The organism is Polymorphospora rubra, assembly GCF_018324255.1.
Classification (GTDB): Bacteria; Actinomycetota; Actinomycetes; order Mycobacteriales; family Micromonosporaceae; genus Polymorphospora; species Polymorphospora rubra.
Map to the genome: position 1 here is coordinate 3,475,623 of NZ_AP023359.1, position 19,426 is coordinate 3,495,048.

Annotated in this window: 20 protein-coding genes; 11 read left to right on the plus strand and 9 right to left on the minus strand. The window is 71.9% G+C overall.

Going from position 1 to position 19,426, the window contains the following annotated elements:
- Positions 1–436: 436 nt before the first annotated feature.
- The gene (locus tag Prubr_RS16010) at positions 437–916 is read right to left on the minus strand and encodes a hypothetical protein (RefSeq protein WP_212826239.1); all 480 of its coding nucleotides are present in this window, start codon (positions 914–916) and stop codon (positions 437–439) included.
- Between the two features lie 132 nt (positions 917–1,048).
- Here Prubr_RS16010 and Prubr_RS16015 point away from each other — a divergent pair, with 132 nt between their 5' ends.
- Together Prubr_RS16015 and Prubr_RS16020 are read left to right on the plus strand one after the other, a co-directional pair.
- Positions 1,049–2,215, plus strand: coding sequence for a sensor histidine kinase (locus Prubr_RS16015; protein ID WP_212826241.1), 1,167 nt, complete (start codon positions 1,049–1,051; stop codon positions 2,213–2,215).
- Positions 2,212–2,868, plus strand: coding sequence for a response regulator (locus Prubr_RS16020; protein ID WP_212826243.1), 657 nt, complete (start codon positions 2,212–2,214; stop codon positions 2,866–2,868). Before Prubr_RS16015 ends, Prubr_RS16020 begins: the two co-directional genes overlap by 4 nt.
- Here the strand turns inward: Prubr_RS16020 and Prubr_RS16025 are convergent.
- Both Prubr_RS16025 and Prubr_RS16030 read right to left on the minus strand, forming a co-directional pair.
- Positions 2,831–3,706 carry an oxygenase MpaB family protein gene (locus Prubr_RS16025; protein WP_212826245.1) on the minus strand — a complete coding sequence of 292 codons (876 nt, stop codon included), beginning with the start codon at positions 3,704–3,706 and terminating at the stop codon, positions 2,831–2,833. The two genes, Prubr_RS16020 and Prubr_RS16025, sit on opposite strands and share 38 nt — an antisense overlap.
- A 56-nt stretch (positions 3,707–3,762) precedes the next feature.
- The gene (locus Prubr_RS16030) at positions 3,763–4,725 is read right to left on the minus strand and encodes a LysR family transcriptional regulator (RefSeq protein ID WP_212826247.1); all 963 of its coding nucleotides are present in this window, start codon (positions 4,723–4,725) and stop codon (positions 3,763–3,765) included.
- A 149-nt stretch (positions 4,726–4,874) separates the two neighbouring features.
- On the opposite strand from Prubr_RS16030, the gene Prubr_RS16035 reads away from it, so the two are divergent.
- The 3 genes from Prubr_RS16035 (at position 4,875) to Prubr_RS16045 (ending at position 6,178) form a co-directional block, all read left to right on the plus strand.
- Positions 4,875–5,168 carry a hypothetical protein gene (locus Prubr_RS16035; protein ID WP_212826249.1) on the plus strand — a complete coding sequence of 98 codons (294 nt, stop codon included), beginning with the start codon at positions 4,875–4,877 and terminating at the stop codon, positions 5,166–5,168.
- Between the two features lie 126 nt (positions 5,169–5,294).
- Positions 5,295–5,675 (plus strand): metalloregulator ArsR/SmtB family transcription factor, encoded by a 381-nt coding sequence (locus tag Prubr_RS16040; RefSeq protein WP_212826251.1) that lies wholly within the window; start codon positions 5,295–5,297, stop codon positions 5,673–5,675.
- Positions 5,672–6,178: an SRPBCC family protein gene (locus Prubr_RS16045; protein WP_212826253.1), complete on the plus strand. Its 507-nt coding sequence runs from the start codon at positions 5,672–5,674 to the stop codon at positions 6,176–6,178. Before Prubr_RS16040 ends, Prubr_RS16045 begins: the two co-directional genes overlap by 4 nt.
- Before the next feature lie 23 nt (positions 6,179–6,201).
- Here Prubr_RS16045 and Prubr_RS16050 read toward each other — a convergent pair whose 3' ends face one another.
- The 5 genes from Prubr_RS16050 to Prubr_RS16070 all read right to left on the minus strand — a co-directional run bounded on the left by Prubr_RS16050 (position 6,202) and on the right by Prubr_RS16070 (position 10,631).
- Positions 6,202–6,438: a helix-turn-helix domain-containing protein gene (locus Prubr_RS16050; RefSeq protein ID WP_246568734.1), complete on the minus strand. Its 237-nt coding sequence runs from the start codon at positions 6,436–6,438 to the stop codon at positions 6,202–6,204.
- 113 nt (positions 6,439–6,551) lie between these two features.
- Positions 6,552–6,914: an MmcQ/YjbR family DNA-binding protein gene (locus tag Prubr_RS16055; protein ID WP_212826255.1), complete on the minus strand. Its 363-nt coding sequence runs from the start codon at positions 6,912–6,914 to the stop codon at positions 6,552–6,554.
- 72 nt (positions 6,915–6,986) lie between these two features.
- Positions 6,987–7,646, minus strand: coding sequence for a dienelactone hydrolase family protein (locus Prubr_RS16060; RefSeq protein WP_212826257.1), 660 nt, complete (start codon positions 7,644–7,646; stop codon positions 6,987–6,989).
- A gap of 98 nt (positions 7,647–7,744) precedes the next feature.
- Entirely contained in the window at positions 7,745–8,287 is a 543-nt protein-coding gene (locus Prubr_RS16065; RefSeq protein ID WP_246568736.1) for an HNH endonuclease family protein, read from the minus strand.
- Positions 8,288–8,762: 475 nt separating this feature from the next.
- The gene (locus Prubr_RS16070; protein ID WP_212828111.1) at positions 8,763–10,631 is read right to left on the minus strand and encodes a dolichyl-phosphate-mannose--protein mannosyltransferase; all 1,869 of its coding nucleotides are present in this window, start codon (positions 10,629–10,631) and stop codon (positions 8,763–8,765) included.
- Positions 10,632–10,755: 124 nt separating this feature from the next.
- Here Prubr_RS16070 and rsmI point away from each other — a divergent pair, with 124 nt between their 5' ends.
- On the plus strand, positions 10,756–11,601 hold the full coding sequence (rsmI, locus tag Prubr_RS16075) for a 16S rRNA (cytidine(1402)-2'-O)-methyltransferase (protein WP_425518022.1): 846 nt from the start codon (positions 10,756–10,758) through the stop codon (positions 11,599–11,601).
- A 154-nt stretch (positions 11,602–11,755) separates the two neighbouring features.
- On the opposite strand, the gene Prubr_RS16080 is transcribed toward rsmI, so the two are convergent.
- Positions 11,756–13,903, minus strand: a complete 2,148-nt coding sequence (locus Prubr_RS16080) for a hypothetical protein (RefSeq protein WP_212826261.1) — start codon at positions 13,901–13,903, stop codon at positions 11,756–11,758.
- 163 nt (positions 13,904–14,066) lie between these two features.
- On the opposite strand from Prubr_RS16080, the gene metG reads away from it, so the two are divergent.
- From metG to Prubr_RS16105, 5 genes are all read left to right on the plus strand, one after another.
- Positions 14,067–15,869 (plus strand): methionine--tRNA ligase, encoded by a 1,803-nt coding sequence (metG, locus tag Prubr_RS16085; protein ID WP_212826263.1) that lies wholly within the window; start codon positions 14,067–14,069, stop codon positions 15,867–15,869.
- Positions 15,870–15,984: 115 nt separating this feature from the next.
- Positions 15,985–16,914 carry a TatD family hydrolase gene (locus Prubr_RS16090; protein ID WP_212826265.1) on the plus strand — a complete coding sequence of 310 codons (930 nt, stop codon included), beginning with the start codon at positions 15,985–15,987 and terminating at the stop codon, positions 16,912–16,914.
- Positions 16,915–16,994: 80 nt separating this feature from the next.
- On the plus strand, positions 16,995–17,459 hold the full coding sequence (locus Prubr_RS16095) for a hypothetical protein (protein WP_212826267.1): 465 nt from the start codon (positions 16,995–16,997) through the stop codon (positions 17,457–17,459).
- 47 nt (positions 17,460–17,506) lie between these two features.
- On the plus strand, positions 17,507–18,376 hold the full coding sequence (gene rsmA / locus Prubr_RS16100) for a 16S rRNA (adenine(1518)-N(6)/adenine(1519)-N(6))-dimethyltransferase RsmA (RefSeq protein ID WP_212826269.1): 870 nt from the start codon (positions 17,507–17,509) through the stop codon (positions 18,374–18,376).
- 92 nt (positions 18,377–18,468) lie between these two features.
- Complete coding sequence (locus tag Prubr_RS16105) at positions 18,469–19,425, plus strand: 4-(cytidine 5'-diphospho)-2-C-methyl-D-erythritol kinase (protein ID WP_212826271.1); 957 nt, start codon at positions 18,469–18,471, stop codon at positions 19,423–19,425.
- The last annotated feature ends 1 nt before the right edge of the window (position 19,426 follow it).

The following is a 19,426-nucleotide window of genomic DNA, read 5'->3' on the forward strand; positions in this document are numbered from 1 at the left end:
CCATGAGAAGTCATCGCCACGGATCCAGAAGAAGCCAGCGGCCAATGTGACGCCTACCAGTCCGACAAGCAGGCCCACTAGGGCATCTTTGAAGAGCTGCACAGGTTCATCCCAATTCTGGACGATTGGTTGGAGCGCCGGCCGTATGCGGGAAGTTGGTTCAGGCCATACTGCGGTCTGGTTTGATCCAAAACAGTATCGACACTCTTCGAAGCGGTGTCTTGAACGCTACACCAACGGAAGGTGGCCAGGTGAAGCAAGGCCATCCGGCGCAGTTTGGGCACAACCGAGCGTCACCAGAGATAAAAATAGTGGCGTAGGTCCGCGATGTTTTCCCTGCTCAGGACGTAAGGGACTCAAATCCTCTCGCCTCCACCTCAGCTCAAAAGGCCGTCTCTCGCAACAAGAGACGGCCTTTCGGTTCCGGACATACGGGTCAGCGCTTCGGGCCGATGACCTTGCTCAGGCCCCAGGCGATCAGGCCGGTGATGGCTCCGACGATCACTCCGGTGAAGACGCTGCTGATCGCGGCGAACGTACGCAGGATGGCGGACTGGGCGGTCGGGTCGAGATCGCTCAGGTTCCCGCCGAGCGCGGGCGGGTTGTCGGCGAAGCTGACGTTCCAGAGCAGCTGGTGCCCGAGGGCGAGGAAGACGCCGTAGAACAGCCCGACGACGAGCAGGGTGATGAACGGGTTCGGCACCCGCTTCCAGAGGACGACCGCGATCCAGACGACCGGCGGTACGAACACGAAGAGCGCGTTGACGAACGTGCCCTCCTGGATGAGGTCCAGGTCGTGGAGTACGACCCGGGGTGTTCCGAGAAGGGCGAGGCTGATCGCGGCGAGCAGTGGCAGCCCAAGAGTCGGACGGTTCGGCGTGGACGTCTGGCGCGGCGGATGGCTCGGATAGGTCATGCCACGAAGCTAGGAATCGGGGCGGGGGCGGCACATCCGTATCCGCGCTCGATGTCGGTACGTTCAGAAGCGACCCCGGGTGTCGCTTTCCGACGACGGCGGGGTGCCGGTCGGTTCCGTACGGTGGAACTCATGATGTGGGCATCGAGGAGGCTGCCGCCGTGGGCGGTCGACGCGCTGCTCGGCGCCGGTGTCACCCTCGTCGTGTCGCTGGTCATCTCGGCGAACCAGGGCGGACGGCACGGCCCGGACGCGGTCGCGTACCTGTGGGCGGTCGGCCTGGGTGCCCTGATGTTCGCCCGCCGGCGTTATCCGGTGGTCGTGCTGGCCGTCACCGGGCTGGGGCTGTTCGCCTACTACGCCGCCGGCTATCCGGCGGTCGGCCTGGGTGTTCCGGTCGCGGCGGCCCTGTTTTCGGCCGCCGAGTTCGGCCGGCTCGTCCACGCTGTCGTGACCGGGGTCGTCGTGGTCGTCGTGTCGGTGTTCTTCCGGCTGGTCGAGGGGCAGGATTTTTCGTTCGTCGTCAACTACGAGTTGGCCGGGCACATCCTGCTCATGGCGGCGGCGATCACGCTCGGCGACAGCGTGCGGTCGAGGCGGTCCGTGCAGGAGGGGGCGCGGCGGATCGCCGAGCTCACCGCGCAGCGGTACCGGCAGGAGGCGGATGCGCGGGTGCACGCCGACCGGCTGGCGATCGCCCGGGATCTGCACGATTCGATCGGCCACACCACGTCGGTCATCTCGTTGCACGCCGACGTCGCCCGTGAGGCACTGGGCCGCGACGAGGCCCAGACCCGGGCGGCGCTCGACCTCATCAAGTCCACCGCCACCCGAACCATGGCCGAACTGCGCAGGACGGTCGCCCTGCTGCGCTCGCCCGACGAGAATTCCAGGTCGGTCCTCTCGCTGTCGAACGTCGGCATGCTGCGGGAGACGGCGTCGGCCGCGGGCATCGACCTTGAGCTCGACCTGCGGATCGGTGTCGGACTTCCGGCCACGGTGGACGCGTCCGCGTTCCGGATCGTCCAGGAGGCGGTCACCAACATCGTCAGGCATTCGCGGGGCGGCGGGGCCCGGGTGACCGCGTACGACGACGGGACCGCGTTGCACCTGCGGGTGGCCGACGACGGGCCGGGCGGGGCCGGCGACGGGCGGGGTGAGGACGGCGACATCGGTCGCGGGCACGGCATCACCGGGATGCGGGAGCGGGCGGAAGCGCTCGGCGGCACGTTGACCGCCGGGTACGAGGAGTCGGGTTTCGTGGTCCGGGCAGTGCTTCCACTGGAGCAGCCGTCATGATCAGGGTGCTGGTCGTCGACGACCAGGACCTCGTTCGGGCCGGGCTGCGGACCCTGCTCGAGAACGACCCGGACATCTCGGTGGTCGGTGAGGCGGCCGACGGGCGTGCCGCGCTTCTCCGGGTACGGGAGCTGCGCCCCGACATCGTGCTGATGGACATCCGGATGCCGGTCATGGACGGGCTGGCGGCGACGGCGGCGATCCGGGCCGACGACTCGCTGGCCGGTTCGCGGATCCTGATCCTGACCACCTTCGACGAGGACGAGGACATCGCCCAGGCGATCGCGCTCGGCGCCGCCGGTTACCTGCTCAAGGACACCTCGTCGGACGAACTCCGCCGGGCGGTCCACACCGCCGCGGCCGGCGGCAACCTGCTCTCACCGTCGATCACCCGGCGCGTCATGGAACGCCTCGCCCGGGCGCCGAAGCCACCGGAGCCGGATCCGCGGCTGTCCGCGCTGACCGAACGGGAACTCGCCGTCCTGGCCCGGATCGGCTCCGGCGAGACGAACGACGAGATCGCCGCCGCGCTGCACATCAGCCCGGCGACCGCCCGCACGTACGTCAGTCGCATCCTGTTCAAGCTCGGCGCCCGGGACCGGACCGCGCTGGCGGTCATCGCCCACCGCTCCGGGCTCGACCCCACGAACTAGACCTGAGCCACGGCGTGGTGGCCGGCCGCCGGGAGCGGGTCGCCCGGCCGGAGCGGTGGCAGCCCGCGCCGGGTACGGGGTGTCGTCGGCACCCGTCTCGGCGGCAGGAACCGGAGCAGCCGGCGCCGGACGGACAGCATGGTCCGCAGTGACCAGCGGACGGCGCGGCCGGGCGGGGCAGGCCGACCGCGGCGCGTACCGGGTCGTCGAGCAGGGCGGCGATGGCCGGGCCGACGAGCGGGGCCAGCGGCCGGGGCACCCGGGCGCCGGCCATCGCGATCGTCCGTTCGCTGCACTGCCGGCCCTCGCGGGTGTGCGCGAGCCGGTCGCGTTCGAACCCCGAAAGAAAGGCGGCGAGGACGTCGGGGTCGCGGGGCAGGTCCGGTACGCCCATGCGGCGGCCGAGTTCGGCGTAGAAGACCGCCACGGCGATCCGTTCGTTGGTGGACGGTCGCCGCCAGCCGTGCCGGTCGAGCCAGCGCAGGGTGGTGACGGTGAGCCCGGCGAGGGCGTACCGGTGGTCCTCGGTGCTGATCGGCCAGCCCCGGTGCGACCGGTTGACGAGGCCGATGGTGGCCCGGCCCTGCGGCGAGTCGAGGCCGTGCTCGATGAGGTCGCCGAAGGTCAGCGCGGTGCCCTCGGCCCGGTCGAGCAGCGCGTCGGTCGACCCGACGACCCGGGCGGTCGACGGCAGCGCGTACAGGTGCCAGATCATCAATTTGCCGGCTGTTCGCAGATCCCACGGAAATTCGTGGAAGACCATCAGCCGGTAGATTTCCGCATAGTCGCGGTGCGGGTCCAGTTCCGCGATACGGGCCAGGTGATCGAATCTTCGCACCGGCACAAGATAGAAATCGCACTCCACACCGGTTTGCGCCGGCCTGATATTGCAATTCAGGCCGGCGGTTGTGCGGTGCGGGCGAGCACCGTACGGGCGGCTCGCCGGATCGCGGCGACGGCCGGCTGGTCACGGTTGCCGTCCAGCCAGGCCAGGGCCGAGGTGCTCGGCGCCAGGTCGGTCACGTCGCGGTAGGCGATTCCCGGTCGGGGATAGAACTTCCGGGCGGCGGCCGGCAGGAAGCAGATCCCTTCGCCGCGGGCCACGGCGTGCAGCAGCCCCTCCATGTCGCTGACCACCCCACCGAAGCGCACGGCGGTGCCGTCCGGGCGCGGGTTGACCGCCCAGAAGTCCCACCAGATCCGCGGGGCCTCGGGCGGTACGTCGAGGAAGGTGTGCCCGCCGAGCTGGGCCAGGGTGAGCCGGGGCGCGGCGGCGAGCGGGTCGTCGGCGGGCAGGCAGGCGACCCGGGGCTCGGTCGCGAGGTGCAGCAGCCCGATGCCCGGGGGCACCGGCGGACGCAGGAAGGCGACGTCGACATCGCCGCTGACCAGGGCGGCGATGTGGTCGACGAAGTTCAGGCTCGACATCCGTACGTCGATGTCGGGGTGTCGGGAGCGCAACTGGTCGAGGATGGCGTGGGTGAACGGCATTGCCGCCTCGGCGCCGATGGAGCCGATCGACAGCCGTCCGGTGAGGCTGCGGCCATGGCTGTCGGCTTCCCGACGTAGCAGGTCCATCGCGCTCACCGCGTCCCGTACGGCGGGGAGCAGGGCCTGTCCGGCCGGGGTGAGTACGACGGTGCGGGTGGTGCGCTCGACCAGCCGGATCGTCAAACGGTCCTCCAGTGCCTTGATCTGCCGGCTGAGCGCCGGCTGGGTCATGAACAGCCGGGCCGCCGCCCGGCCGAAGTGCAGTTCCTCGGCGAGGACCAGCAGCAGCCGTAGTTGGTGCACGCTGGGATCGGTCTGGGGGCCGGCGGCGGCCGGCGTCTTCCGTGGTGCGCCATAGCCACCCATAAATCAGAATCTATCAATTGCTCGCGGATCGGAATCGGTATTTTCTTGGCCGCCGCAGCCCGGCCGACGAGTATTGATTCCGGGTTGGCCGACCTCCTGTTGATCCGGTCGGGATACGGGCTGGAACAAATCGCGACGAAGGGTTTTGGATGCGTACTGCTGTGAAGGTGCTGGTCGGGCTGACGGCGGCGGTCGTGGTCGGTGTCGGCGGGGCCGGGATCGCGCAGGCGGCGGCGCCCGGTCAGGTGGCCGCGCCGGCGGACCGGGCGAGTGTGGCTGCGTCGTGGATCCTGTGGAACTCGTACGTCAACATCAGCGACCCGAATGCCGCCAAGGCGCAGTGTGAGCTCGCCGGGGCGAGAGGGGTGGTCCAGGGGCGTTGGCTCGACCACCGTTGTGACTTCAACGGTATCGCCACCTACACCCTCTGGATCTACCGCTAGGGGCGGGTGTCCGGGCGGCGGTAGCGCGCAGCGCCGCCCGACGTGATGTGGATCGTCGGCCGTCGCGGGGAGGTCCCGTGGCGGCCGACGTTTGCCGAACGCGTAACAAGGTGGTTACATGTACCCGTGGATGCCGTCGCCCATGCCATCGCCGACCCGGTTCGCCGGGAGATCCTGGAGGCGCTGCGGGACCGTCCGCTCGCCGCCGGCGACATTGCGGCCAGGTTCACCGTCAGTCGCCCCGCGATCAGCCGCCATCTGCGGGTGCTGCGGGAGAGTGGCCTGGTGGTGGACCGGATCGACGGTCGGCACCGGGTCTATTCGATCGAGATCGGTCCGCTCGGTCCGCTCGTCGCGTGGATCAACGGCCTCGACCGTGCCGGTGCGTGGGAGCGCCGGCTCGACGCCCTCGACACCGAGGTACGCCGCACCCGGCGTGACCACCGTGCCGGCCCGACCGACCGAGCCGGGCGTCTCGCCGCGTCCGGGCAGGAGGAGATCGCATGACACCGAAACTCACCGGGCGCCTCGTCGGAGGCGCCACCGGGACGTACGACATGGTCCTGACCCGGACGTTCCGCGCGTCGATCGACGACGTCTGGGCGAGTGTCACCGAGTCGGACCGGACGGCCCGCTGGTTCGGTGCGTGGCGGGGCGAGGCCGGCCCCGGTCGCACCGTCGAGGTGCAGATGGGGTTCGAGGAGGGCACGCCATGGTGCGAGCTGCGGATCGAAGTCTGTGAGCCGCCGCGGCATCTCGCCGTCTCGATGCGCGACGAGGCGGGGGATTGGCGTATGGAGTTGCGGCTGACCGAGGACGGCGGGGTGACCACGCTCGAACTCGTGCACCACCTGGCCGATCCGGCGGTGGCCGAGAACGCCGGCCCGGGATGGGAGTACTACCTCGACATGCTGGTGGCGGCACGGGACGGGCGGCCGTTGCCCGACTTCGCCGACTACTACCCGGCCCAGGCCGCGTACTTCGCCGCCCAGGCCCGCGCCGTCGGCTGAGCCGGATCGGCCGGCGGGCCGGGCTACCGCTCGCTGTGGAAAAGGCCGTGACCGCCGTACTTCTTGTGCACGGCCTGCTTGCTCACGCCGAGTGCGGTGGCGATCTCGGCCCAGGTGCCGCCCTGGGCGCGGGCGCGGCGGACCTGCACCGCCTCCAGGCGTTCGAGTTCGCGTCGGGCGGCGGCGGTGGCGGCGAGGGCCCTCTTCGGATCGTCGTCGCCGGCTACCTTGACCAGGCTCATCAGTTCGTCAGCCTCCATGAACGACAGTCTGGGCAGACTCTGAAGGTCCGTCAACTTTGGTTGATGAGTCAACGTTAGTTGACGCCCAGGAGTGTTGTCAATGAAGGTTGACGCCAGCGAGCGGGTGACCGTTAGCGGGCGTCGAGTTCGGCGACCAGGCGCTTCGGCGCGATCAGCCGATAGGCGTCCTCGCACAACTCGGCGATCTCGGTCCAGTCCACGTCGCCGTCGAGCCGTACGCCGAGCCAACCCCGGTGACCGACGTACGGCGGGCGGAAGAACCGCTCCGGCGTGGCCGCGATCAACTCCTCCTGGGCACCCGCCGGCGCCGCACACCACAGGTGCGGGAACTCGTTCTTGTGGTGACCGGTCTCGTGCAACGTCACGAAGGTGCTCTTGCCACGCACGAACCAGGTCGGTGTGCCGTGGCTCAACCGCTCGGTGACCTCGGGAAAACCGAGGCAGATCTCGCGTACGCCCGCCAGTAGGTCCATCGGTCCGCCCCCTGTCGTAACCAGTCCGGTCAGGTTACGGCGGGGGGCGGACAGAAACGGGGCGACCCGCGGTCAGGCCGGCACCGTCAGATGGTCGTGGAACCAGGTGGCGGCCTCGTCGGCCACCTGTTCCAGCGCACCGGGCTCCTCGAAGAGGTGGGTGGCCTCCGGGATGATCCGCAGTTCGGTGCCGGCGCACAGCATCTTGGCGGCCTGCCGGTTCAGTTCGACCACCTCGTGATCGAGTTCGCCGACCAGCAGCAGGACGGGTGCCCGTACGTCGGCGAGCGCCGGGCCGGCCAGGTCCGGCCGGCCGCCCCGCGACACCACCGCCCGGATGTGGTCGCGGGCCGCGGCGGCGGCGACCAGGGCGGCGGCCCCGCCGGTGCTGGCGCCGAACAGCCCGATCGGCAGCGGCGGCGTGGCCCGGCTGTCCCCCAGCCAGTCCACGATGTTGACCAGCCGGTCGGCGAGGAGCCCGATGTCGAACCGCAGCTCGGCGGTCTGGAGGTCGACCTGCTCCTCCTCGGCGGTGAGCAGGTCGACAAGCAGGGTGGCCAGGTGACGTTCGTTGAAGACCGCGGCCACCGCCCGGTTGCGCGGGCTGTGCCGGGAGCTGCCGCTGCCGTGGGCGAAGACGACCAGCCCCTCGGCGTCGGGCGGCACCACCAGGTCGGCGTCGAGGCGTATCTGGCCGATCTTGATCTGGGTTTCGGTTGTCTGGACGTTCACGCCACACCTTCCCGGTCCGCCGGCAACGGTCCCGGAGGACGTACCCCGTCCACCGCCGGCAAATCCTGCGACCTGCCGGCGGTGGACCGGGGGCCGGATCAGAAGGCGTGGGTGACGGTCAGCGTGACGTTGGAGCAGCCGGCGGCACGGCTGGTTAGGGCGTTCTTCTCGGCGGTGTCGACGGTGAGCCGCCAGCGGGTCTTGACCGCCGTCCACTCCCCGATGTAGCGGCACAGGTCGCGCGACGGCGTCCACTCCGCCGGGTCCCTGTCGCCCTTCGAGCGGTTGCTGCTGGCCGTGACGGCGACCAGCGACCGGGCGTCGCCGAGGTCGTTGGCGAACGCCTGCCGGCGCGAGTTGGTCCAGCTGCGGGCGCCGGAGTCCCACGCCTCGGCCAGCGGCACCATGTGGTCGATGTCGAAGCCGCTGGGCGTGGTGGTGGTGACCCCGTCGTAGTACGAGTACCAGCGGCCGCCGGACAGGGTGCAGCCGGAACCGACCGACGGGCGGGTGGTCGCCTCGGCGATGAGCACCTCGTAGCGGGTGTTGCAGCCGTTGTTGTTCGCGTCGATCCAGTGCGGGAAGAGGTCCCGGTTGTAGCCCGTACGCACTTCGCCGGCGACCGGCAGGTTGGCAATCATCGTACGTAGCGGCTGGGAGATGGTGGCGGCCTGAGCGGGGCGGCCAGGCCGAGTACGGCGACGGTGCTACCGGCCAACAGCGCGGCAGCCCACCGGAGGGTCCGTGACATGTCAACTCCATCCACGTCGGGGGTTAAATCGTCTGACGCAGATATAGACACATACGGTTCCCTCGGCGGAAGGGATCTTGTGTTAACAGTGGGGGAAGGAGAGTCGGCCGACCGGCGGTCCTGACGACGGTGTCGGCGGCAAGCCGAGGCGACGGTCGGAAATCTGACCGGAGGTCACCCGTTGTGCGGGTGATCCAGGGTGGTTAAGCTCATGCGTGCGCGCCCCAATCGCCCGCTTCCCCCGTGGCAGGCGATCGGGGCGCGCACCTATTTGCGCCTGAATCGCCCGGCATCGGGCCTGATCGGGGCCGCGATCCGCCTAGCCGGCGCGCCGCTGTGGAGCCGCGACCCGCCGGCCGGCCCGGTCAGATCCAGCGGCTGCCCAACCACATCCGCGCCGACCACTCGGCATAGGGCAGCAGCTTCCCGACGAAAACAGGGTGGAAGTAGGCGAAACAGATCGCCACCAGCAGGACGTACACGCCGGCGATGACCGCGCCCACGAGGCGACGGTCGGAGCCGCCCGACGACGTCGACCCGGTGTCGTCGGCCGCCGGCTTCTCGCCCGTCACGATCACGTCGGAGCCCTCGGCCGGCGCGGCGCCGGACGCGTCGAGCCCGGCCGGTGGCTCGCCCGCCCGGCCGACGCCCGGCCCTGCCGCGCCGTCCGCGCCGCTGTCGGCGGCACCGGCGTCGATCTCCGCCGGCGGTGGTGCGCCGGGTTCACCCGCCGGCGCCGGCGGCCGGACCGGTCCGATGATCGCACCGAGCACGTAGACCACCGCCAGCACCAGGAACGGCTGGGCCGGCGCGGTGTAGAAGTTGAACATCGTGCGGTCGTCGAGGGCGTAGTAGAACCAGGGCAGCAGGCCGGCGGCCAGGGCGAGCAGGATCGTGCCGGCCCGCCAGTCGCGCCGGGCGATGCCGAGCCAGGCCACCGCCACGATGGCCGGCAGGAACGACCACCACAGCAGCGGCGTGCCGAGCAGCAGGATCTCGGCCGCGCAGCTCGCGGCCCCGCAGGTCCCGTCGGTCGACCAGTAGAACGCCACCGGACGGCCGAGCAGCAGCCACTGCCACGGCCACGACTGGTAGGTGTGCGAGGTGTCGAGGGTGCTGTGGAACTTGTATGCCTCGGAGTGGTAGTGCGCCAGGTTGAGCAGCGCCCCGATGACCGGCGGTTCCGACAGGCCGGAGTCGGCCCGCCAGTGCCGGTAGTAGCCCTCGTCGCTGAGGAACCAGCCGGTCCAGGTCGCCAGGTAGGTGAGCGCCAGCACCACGCCACCGAGAATCAGCCAGCCGGACTCGTCGAGCAGCGTGTCCCGCCACGGGCGCCGTACGCCGGCCGACCGGCGGGCGCCGGCCTCCCACCACAGGATCATCAGCACAAAGACCGGCACGAAGGCCAGCGCGCTCCACTTGACCGCGACGGCGCAGCCCATCAACACGAAGGCGAGCAGCCGCCACCACGGGACCCCGTCGCGCCAGTCGAAGGTGGGCCGGCCGGCCCGGCCGGGGCGGCTCGGGTCGAGGCCCGCCTCCATCGCGTTCAGCCAGCGGCGGCGGCGCGCGTCGCGGTCGACCACCAGGGCGGCGAATGCGGCGAAGACGAAGAACATGATGAAGATGTCGAGCAGCGCGGTGCGTGACAGCACGAGGTGGAAGCCGTCGAGGGCGACCAGCAGACCGGCGGCGCAGCCGAGCACGGTGGAGCGGAAGAGTCGGCGGGCCGTCCGGACCATGATGAGTACCGACAGGGTGCCGATGATCGCCGGGACGACCCGCCAGCCGACCTCCGGCGAGAGCGTCACGAGGTGGCCGGCGACCGAGATGTTCTGCTCGGTGTCGGCGTAGCCGAAGGCCCACTGGCCGAGCCCGATCAGCCACTTGCCCAGCGGCGGATGCACCACGTAGGACGCGACGTTGTCCGTGTAGTTCCACTCGACGCCCTTGGTGACCAGGCCCCAGGCGTCGCGGGCATAGTAGATCTCGTCGAAGATCTTGCCCGGCGGGTGTCCCAGCCCGACCAGGCGCAGGATCGCGGCGATCGCGACGACCACGCCGGTCGCGACCCAGGACCACGGGTCGAGGCGCGCGTCGAAGGGCGCCAGACGACGCCGTACGATCGCCGGGATGCCGCGCGCCGGGCGGTCCGGTCCGTCGTCCGGTCCGTCGCCGGACGCGGAGTTGACCGATACATCCGGTTGTTCGCGTACGGTCTGCGCGCTGTCGATGCGCTTCTGCGCTGTCGCCGCCGGGGTCACCCCGCGATCGTAGGCTGCGGAGGCGTGAAACGACGTCCGTTGTCCATCTGTTGTAAGTCATGTGTGTCGATGAAGGGCTCGATCGGTGGGAAATTTGTCCGATAAAGGGCGACTGGTGCTAGTCGGTGCACCGCTCGGAAATCCCGCCGACGCCTCCACCCGGCTACGCGAGACCCTCGCCGAGGCCGACATCGTCGCCGCCGAGGACACCAGACGCCTCACCCGGCTGGCCCGCGATCTCGACGTCACCGTCGCCGGGCGGATCGTGTCGTACTTCGAGGGCAACGAGGAACGCCGTACCCCCGACCTGGTTCGGTCGATCATGGACGGTGCGCTGGTCGCGCTGGTCACCGACGGCGGCATGCCGAGCGTCTCCGATCCCGGCTACCGTCTGGTCCGGGCCACCCTCGACGCCGGGGCACCCGTCACCGCCGCCCCCGGACCGAGCGCCGTCACCACCGCACTCGCCGTCTCCGGCCTGCCCAGCGACCGGTTCTGCTTCGAGGGCTTCCTGCCCCGCACCGGCGGCCCGCGCCGCGCCCGGCTACGCGCCCTCGCCACCGAGGAACGCACCTTGATCTTCTTCGAGTCGCCGCACCGGATCGCCGGCACCCTCGCCGACCTCGCCGCCACCTTCGGCGCCGACCGGCCCGCCGCAGTCTGCCGCGAGCTGACCAAGACGTACGAGGAGGTGCTGCGCCGACCGCTCGGTGACCTGGCCCGGTGGGCGGCCGACGGCGACCCGCGGGGCGAGATCACGCTCGTCGTCGCGGGCGCGCCGGCCGGCCCGCCGCCGCGCCCGACCGACGCCGAACTCCGGGCCGAGGTCGCCGACCGGGAGACCGCCGGCCTGTCCCGCCGCGACGCCATCGAGGCCGTCGCCACCGAACACGCCCTACGCAAACGCGACGTCTACCAGATAGTCCACACCCCCACCTGAACCCGGGCTCCGCTCGGGCTCCGCTCGGGCTCCGCCCAAGATCCGCGTGATCAGGGAGTAGGTAGGGCGTGTCGTCGGCGCGTCGGGGTGCAAACTCCCTGATCACGCGGACCTTGGAGCGGGACAGCGGGACAGCGGGACAGCGACGGGCGGGTCAGAACGTGGCTGCCAGGAAGCCGATCGTCAGGAGCAGCGGGGCGGCCAGGCTGGTCAGGGTTGCCAGGCGTCGCGATCGTCGGTCGGTCAGCCGCAGCGCACCGGTCGCCCATACGATCCCGACCCCGCACAACAGCACCAGCGCCAACCCCAGCGCCCACCGCAGGTGCAGTGTCGTCGGATCACCGGCCACGTACGCCGTACCGCTGTCCGCGTCGACCATCCGCGCCGACACCCGCGTACCGGCGTCCCGCTGGTCCTCGGCCACCCCGAGCAGCCGTACGGACCCGGTGGTGAACGTTCCGCCCGCCGACGTGAACGCGCCCTCGCAGCGCTGGCCGACCCCGTCGCCGGCGCAGTTCGTCACCGTCGCCGTTCCGTCGTTGCCGCGCCCGAGCGCGAGCCACAGCGGCTCGGCACTCACCCATGCGAAGAACGTCGCCACCAGCGCCAACACCACCAGTGACGCCAGCCCGGCGATCGGCCGGCGCGGCGGCCGGGGGATCTTGCCCCGGCGCGGCGCGGCCGGTTCGAGCCGCCGCCGGCCGCCCCGCATCCGCTGCGTCGGCCACCCCTGCGTGCCGTCGCCCGGCATCTCCTCGACCGGCAACCAGAACGGGTCGTCGTCCGCCGGCCCGGCCACCCGCGCGGGCTCCGCGCCGCGCGCGGCCGGAACCGCCGTCCGGGCCGCCGCCCGCCCGACCCCATCCGGTACGACGGGTACCGGCCGCGCCGCCCCGACCGGTTGCGCCGGAAGCTCGAGCTGAGCGGAGTCCACGCCGATGGTCGGCTCGACCCCGTCGCGTGGGGCCGGGGCGCCGCCGCCTCCATCGGTGCCGGCCGACCCACGGTCGGGTTCGGCGCCGATCGCCTCGGGTTCACCGGCCGGCTCGGCGTTCCCCGTGGGCTCCAGGACCTTGACCGGCTCGGAGGTCTTCACCGGCTCGGAGGTCTTCACCGACTTGGAGGTCTTCACCGGCTCGGAAGTCTTTGCCGGCGCGCGGTCCTTGATCGGTTCGCGGTCCTTGATCGGCACTGGCGCCGGGGCCGCCGCGGGGCCGTGGGTCGCCTCCGGCAGGCCGGCAGGTGGCGCCTCCGGCCCGCCAGCAGGTTCGGGCCGGCCAGCAGCCTCGGGGTGGCGGGAAGGTTCGGGCTGGTTGGGGGATTCGGACGTGCCAACCGGCTCTGCCGTGACGTCGGGCTCTGCCGTGACGTCGGGCTCTGCCGTGACGTCGGGTTCCGGCGTGACGTCGGGCTCGGCCGTACCGGCCCGGCCCTCGTCCGGGCGTGGGGTGGCCCGGGGGGACGTGGTGGCCGACCGGGGCGTTGTCGTGCCGGCCGCCTCCGGGACCATCACGGTCGGAGCCGTCTCGTCCGGGGACGGGAATGTGGTCGCCGGCTCGACGAACTCGGCGGTCCTCGGCGCGTCGTCGAGCGGCGCGGGCGGCTCGACCGGAGGGTCTGCCGGCTCGGTGTGGGCGGCGGCCGTCTCGGTCTCGGTCGGGCCGTTCCCGGCCGTCTCGGTCTCGACTGTCTCGGTCCCGGCCGTCTCGGACCTGGCTGTCTCGGTCCTGGCCGTTTCGGGTTCGGTCGGGTCGGGTTCGGCCGGGTCCGCCTCGGCCATGTGCGTCTCGACCAGGTCCGCGACGGTGCGGTCCGGAACGGAAACCGCCGACGGCGGGGTGACCGGATCCGACGTGCTCGCCGGCCCGTCGTCTTCAGCGGCCCTGTCGACCTCAGCGGCCCTGTCGACCTCGGCCGGCTCGTCGACCTCGGCCGGCTCGTCGACCTCGGCCGGCTCGTCGAGTCTGGCCGGAACCTCGGATCCGGCGGGATCGTCGTCGGTCGTAGTGGCCGGATCGTGCCCGGTCCCGGTCCCGGGGCGGGCCGGCGCGGGCGGCGTGGGCTGGGCCTGCGGGGTCAGGCTGACGGTCGGGGCCGGCGGGACGGACGGTTCGGGTGCCCGTACCGTGGCGAACCTGGCGGCTGTGGCGGCCGGATCGCCCCGCCACCAGGCGGTGTCCGGACCGGTCTCCGCCCAGGGGCCGGCGCCGCCGCCGGCCCGCCCGGTCGCGGGTCGGTCCGCCGTGGCCGGTGTGCCGTCGGTGCTGTCGCCCGGTCGCGCCGCCGTAGATTCGCCCGTCACAACCTTCATTGGACTACGCCCCGGTCGGATGGTGACGCAGCCGGCCGCGCGTGTCGGCCGACAAAACGGGCAGGTCGCCCGAGTGGTACGAGGAAGATCCGGAGCGGGGCGGCTCGGCTATCCGTTCGCGTCGCCGCGGACCCGGTCACTAGGCTTGTCGGCCATGAGTCACGTTCTCGCCGCGGTCGCCTGGCCCTACGCCAACGGCCCGCGCCACATCGGCCACGTCTCCGGCTTCGGAGTGCCCTCCGACGTATTCAGCCGGTACATGCGGATGGCCGGGCACGACGTACTCATGGTCTCCGGCACCGACGAGCACGGCACCCCGATCCAGGTCCAGGCGGACAAGGAGGGGGTGACCCCGCGGGAGCTGGCCGACCGCTACAACCGGGTCATCGTCGAGGACCTGCACGGCCTCGGTCTGTCGTACGACCTCTTCACCCGGACCACGACCGGCAACCACTACGCCGTCGTGCAGCAGATCTTCGAGGGGCTGTACGCCAACGGCTACATCGTGCCCAAGGTCGCCATGGGTGCCATCTCGCCGTCGACCGGCCGTACCCTGCCGGACCGTTACATCGAGGGCACCTGCCCGATCTGCGGTTACGACGGTGCGCGCGGCGACCAGTGCGACAACTGCGGCAACCAGCTCGACCCGGTCGACCTGATCAACCCCCGCTCGAAGATCAACGGTGAGACGCCGAAGTTCGTCGAGACCGAGCACTTCTTCCTCGACCTGCCGGCGTTCGCCCAGGCGCTCGGCAAGTGGCTCGACACCCGCGAGGGCTGGCGGACCAACGTGCTGCGGTTCTCGAAGAACCTGCTCGACGACCTCCAGCCGAGGGCGATCACCCGCGACCTGGAGTGGGGGGTGCCGATTCCGCTCGACGGCTGGCGCGACCGCGGCGACAAGCGGATCTACGTCTGGTTCGACGCGGTCATCGGCTACCTGTCCGCGTCCATCGAGTGGGCCCGTCGCTCCGGCGACCCCGACGCGTGGCGACGGTGGTGGGCCGCCGACGGCGAGGGCAGGGACGCCGGTGGCTACTACTTCATGGGCAAGGACAACATCGTCTTCCACTCGGTGATCTGGCCGGCGCTGCTGCTCGGCTACTCCGGCGAGGGCGACAAGGGCGGCGAGCCCGGCGAACTGGGCCGGCTCAACCTGCCGACCGAGGTCGTCTCCAGCGAGTTCCTGACGATGGAGGGCCGCAAGTTCTCGTCGTCGCGTCAGGTCGTCATCTACGTACGCGACTTCCTGGCCCGCTACGACGCCGACGCCCTGCGCTACTTCATCGCGGTCGCCGGCCCGGAGAGCAACGACACCGACTTCACGTGGGCCGAGTTCCTCCGCCGCAACAACGACGAACTCGTCGCCGGCTGGGGCAACCTGGTCAACCGGTCGATCTCGCTGGCGGCGAAGAACTTCGGCGCCGTTCCGCCGGTCGACGAGGCCGGGCTCACGCCCGCCGACGAGGCGCTGCTCGCCACCGCCCGCGCCGGCTTCGACACGGTCGGCGAGCTGATCGGCCGGCACCGGCAGAAGCAGGCGATCGGGGAGGCGATGCGGGTCGTCGCCGAAGCCAACCGCTACCTGTCCGACCAGGCGCCGTGGAAGCTCAAGGGCGACGACGACAAGCCCCGGATGGGGACCATCCTGCACGTCGCGTTGCAGGTGGTCAGCGACGCCAACACGCTGCTCACCCCGTTCCTGCCGCACTCGGCGCAGAAGGTGCACGAACTGCTCGGCGGCACCGGCGTACACGCCCCGATGCCCTCGATCGTCGAGGTGGCGGACCTCGACGGCGGGCCGGCCTACCCGGTGCTGACCGGCGACTACACCGTCGGCGCCCGCTGGGAGTCGGTGCCGTTGCCGGCCGGCCGGCCGCTGGCCGCCCCGAAGCCGGTCTTCCGCAAGCTCGACCCGTCGATCGTCGACGAGGAACTGGCCCGCCTGGCGGAGTGAACCCGACCAACTGAGCGCCAGCGGAGTTATCCAGCCGCGACAACCCCGCTGGCGCTCAGTCCGTGCCGGGGTGTGGAGCGGCGGGGAGGGAGCGGGCGGGTGACGGCGGTGTGTGATGCTGGCGGCGATGACTGAGTCGACCGAGACCCGCCGCCAGCGCGCGGACCGGCGGGCCGGTGAGTTTCCGCCCGCGCCTGAGCCGCTGCCCCGGCCGGTGATCGACAGCCACACCCACCTCGACATCACGATCACCGAGGCCGGTACGCCCGGCGGCGGCCCGGCGACCGGCGACCACACGGCCGCCACCCCGCCGGCCGATCCGGTTGCCGCGATCATCGCCGTCGCGGCCGAGGCCGGCGTCGACCGGCTGGTGCAGGTCGGTGTCGATGTCGCGTCGTCGCGGTGGGGAGTCGAGACGGCGGCCAGGCATCCCTCGGTGCTGGCCACGGTCGCGCTGCACCCCAACGAGGCGCCCCGGCTGGCCGACCTCGACGAGGCGCTGCGCGAGATCGAGACGCTGGCCGCCGACGATCGGGTCCGCGGCATCGGCGAGACCGGCCTGGACTTCTTCCGCACCGGCGAGGACGGCCGGGCCGCCCAGGAGGCGAGCTTCCGGGCCCACATCGCCATCGCCAAGCGGTTCGGCAAGGCACTGGTCATCCACGACCGGGACGCGCACGCCGACGTACTGCGGGTGCTCGACGACGAGGGCGCGCCGGAAACCGTCGTACTGCACTGCTTCTCCGGCGACGCCGAGTTCGCCGCGGAGTGCGTACACCGGGGCTACGTGCTGAGCTTCGCCGGCACCGTGACGTTCGGCAGCGCCACCGCGCTGCGCGACGCCGCGAAGATCACCCCGCTGGACCAGTTGCTGGTCGAGACCGACGCGCCCTACCTGACGCCGATGCCGCACCGGGGACGCCCCAACGCGTCGTACCTGATCCCGCTGACCGTGCGGGCGCTGGCCGGGACGACCGGCGCCGACCTCGACGAACTCTGCGCGGCCATCTCCGCCACCGGCGACCGCGTCTTCGGCCCCTGGTAACAGGGGCAGCGGTCGGGTCCTGGCCCGGCGTACGCTGCCGTTGCCAGGCGAGCACAGGTGAATCACCGAAGGGCACGCGGATGAGGGCTGACCAGACGGGGCGTCGCCGGCTGCTCCGTGTCGCACCGTCGCACCTACTGGCCGTGGTGATCTTCGGCCTGGTCGCGGCTGCCGGCGGCAACGGGATCACCGCGGGCGTGACCGGGATCGGCCTGCCGTGGCTGATCGCCGGCCTGGGCGGCGTCGTCGGCTCGCTGACGATCCTGGTGACCGCGCTGCTCGTCAGCCATTCACCGGCCAGCGGTGCGGCTGTCCCGACCGGGTCGGCGGGTTCCGCCGCGCCTGCCGTGCCGGTGACCATCGCCCGCTGTCTCATGCTGGCCGCCGCACTTGCCGCGGCGGTGGCCGGGATCATGTCGGCGCCCGCCCCCACCCACCCCGATCGCCCGCTGGTGATCACTGTGACCGTCGGCCTCGGCGTCGCGTTGGCGCTGTTCGCGCTGCTGGCTGACGGCCGGATCCGGCGAGCCGGCCGCACCGCCTGAACCTGCCCCGCCAGCGGCCGACGACGGGGACCGTAGGCTCTGCGGGCATGGGACTGCTTGGGCCGGTGGAGATCCGGGAACTCGCCGCGCGGCTCGGCGTCACGCCGACGAAGAAGCTCGGCCAGAACTTCGTCCACGACCCCAACACGGTGCGCCGGATCGCCGCCGCCGCCGACCTCGACCCCGACGACGTGGTCGTCGAGGTCGGGCCGGGCCTCGGCTCGCTGACCCTCGCCCTGCTCCCCGCCGCCCGGCACGTCCACGCCGTCGAACTCGACCCGGTGCTGGCCACCGCTCTGCCGGACACCGTCGCCACGTACGCGACGCCGGCCGAAGCCGCCCGGCTGACGGTGCACCACGCCGACGCGCTGCGGATCACCGCCGCCGACCTCGGTGACCCGGCGCCGACCGCGCTGGTCGCCAACCTGCCGTACAACGTCGCCGTACCCGTCGTCCTGCACCTGCTGGCCGAACTGCCGAGCCTGCGGCGCGGCCTGGTGATGGTGCAGAAGGAGGTCGCCGACCGGCTGGTCGCCGGTCCCGGCTCCAAGGTGTACGGCATCCCGTCGGTCAAACTCGCCTGGTACGCCAGCGCGAAGAACGCCGGCCGGGTGCCGCCCAACGTCTTCTGGCCGGTGCCGAACGTCGACTCCGGACTGGTCGCCTTCACCCGACGCGAGCCGCCCCGGGCCGACGTCCGCCGGGACAGGGTCTTCGCGGTCGTCGACGCGGCGTTCGCGCAGCGGCGCAAGATGCTGCGCGGGGCGCTCGCCGGCTGGGCCGGCGGCTCCGAGCCCGCCGCAGCCGTGCTGACCAGCGCCGGTGTGGACCCCGGCGCCCGTGGTGAGGCGCTGACCGTCGCGCAGTTCGCGGCGATCGCCGCGGCGGCTCCCGGCGGTGTGCCGGCCGCCGAGTAGGCTGACGCCGTGCCGGACAGGAGATCAACGACCGTACGGGCCGAGCTGACCCGGCCGCCCGCACCCCGCCGCCCTGCCGCTGGTCGCGTCCGGTGACCGAGGCGTGGGGACCGGGTGGCGACGACGGCCAGCCGCGGCGCGGAGCGACCGGCCCGGTCCGGGTACGCGTACCCGCCAAGATCAACCTGCACCTCGGGGTGGGACCGCTACGCCCCGACGGCTACCACGAGCTCAACACCGTCTACCACGCGATCTCGATCCACGACGAGCTGACCGCCCGCCACGGCGACACCCTCACCCTGACCATGGAGGGCGAGGGCACCGGTGAACTCGCCCTCGACGAGACCAACCTGATCATCCGGGCCGCCCGCGCGCTGGCCGCCCACACCCGGGTGCCTGCCCACGCCCGGCTCCACCTGCGCAAGCAGATCCCGCTCGCCGGCGGCCTCGCCGGCGGCAGCGCCGACGCCGCCGCCACCCTGCTCGCCTGCGACACCCTGTGGGGCACCGGCCTCAGCCGCGACGAACTCGCCGACATCGGCGCCGGCCTCGGCTCCGACGTACCGTTCCTCGTCCACGGCGGCACCGCCCTCGGCACCGGCCACGGCGAGACGGTCAGCCCCGTCCTCGCCCGCCCCAGCACCTGGCACTGGGTCGTCGCCGTCGCCGACGGCGGCCTGTCCACCCCCGAGGTCTACCGCGAGATCGACCGGCTCCGCGACGCCGGCACCGCCCCCGCCGCCCTCGGCAGCGCCGACAGCCTGCTCGCCGCGCTGCGGCAACGCGACCCGGCCGTACTCGGCGCGGCACTCGGCAACGACCTGCAGCCCGCCGCCGTCTCGCTGCGGCCGGCGCTGGCCGACGTACTCGACGCCGGCCGGGCCGCCGGCGCCCTCGCCGGCCTCGTCTCCGGCTCCGGACCGACCTGCGTGTTCCTTGCCACCGACGCCGCCGACGCCCGCCGCATCGCCGCCGAACTGGCGACCACCGGCGTCTGTCGGGAAGCCCGCACCGCCCACGGACCCGTCGCCGGCGCCCGGATCGTCTGAC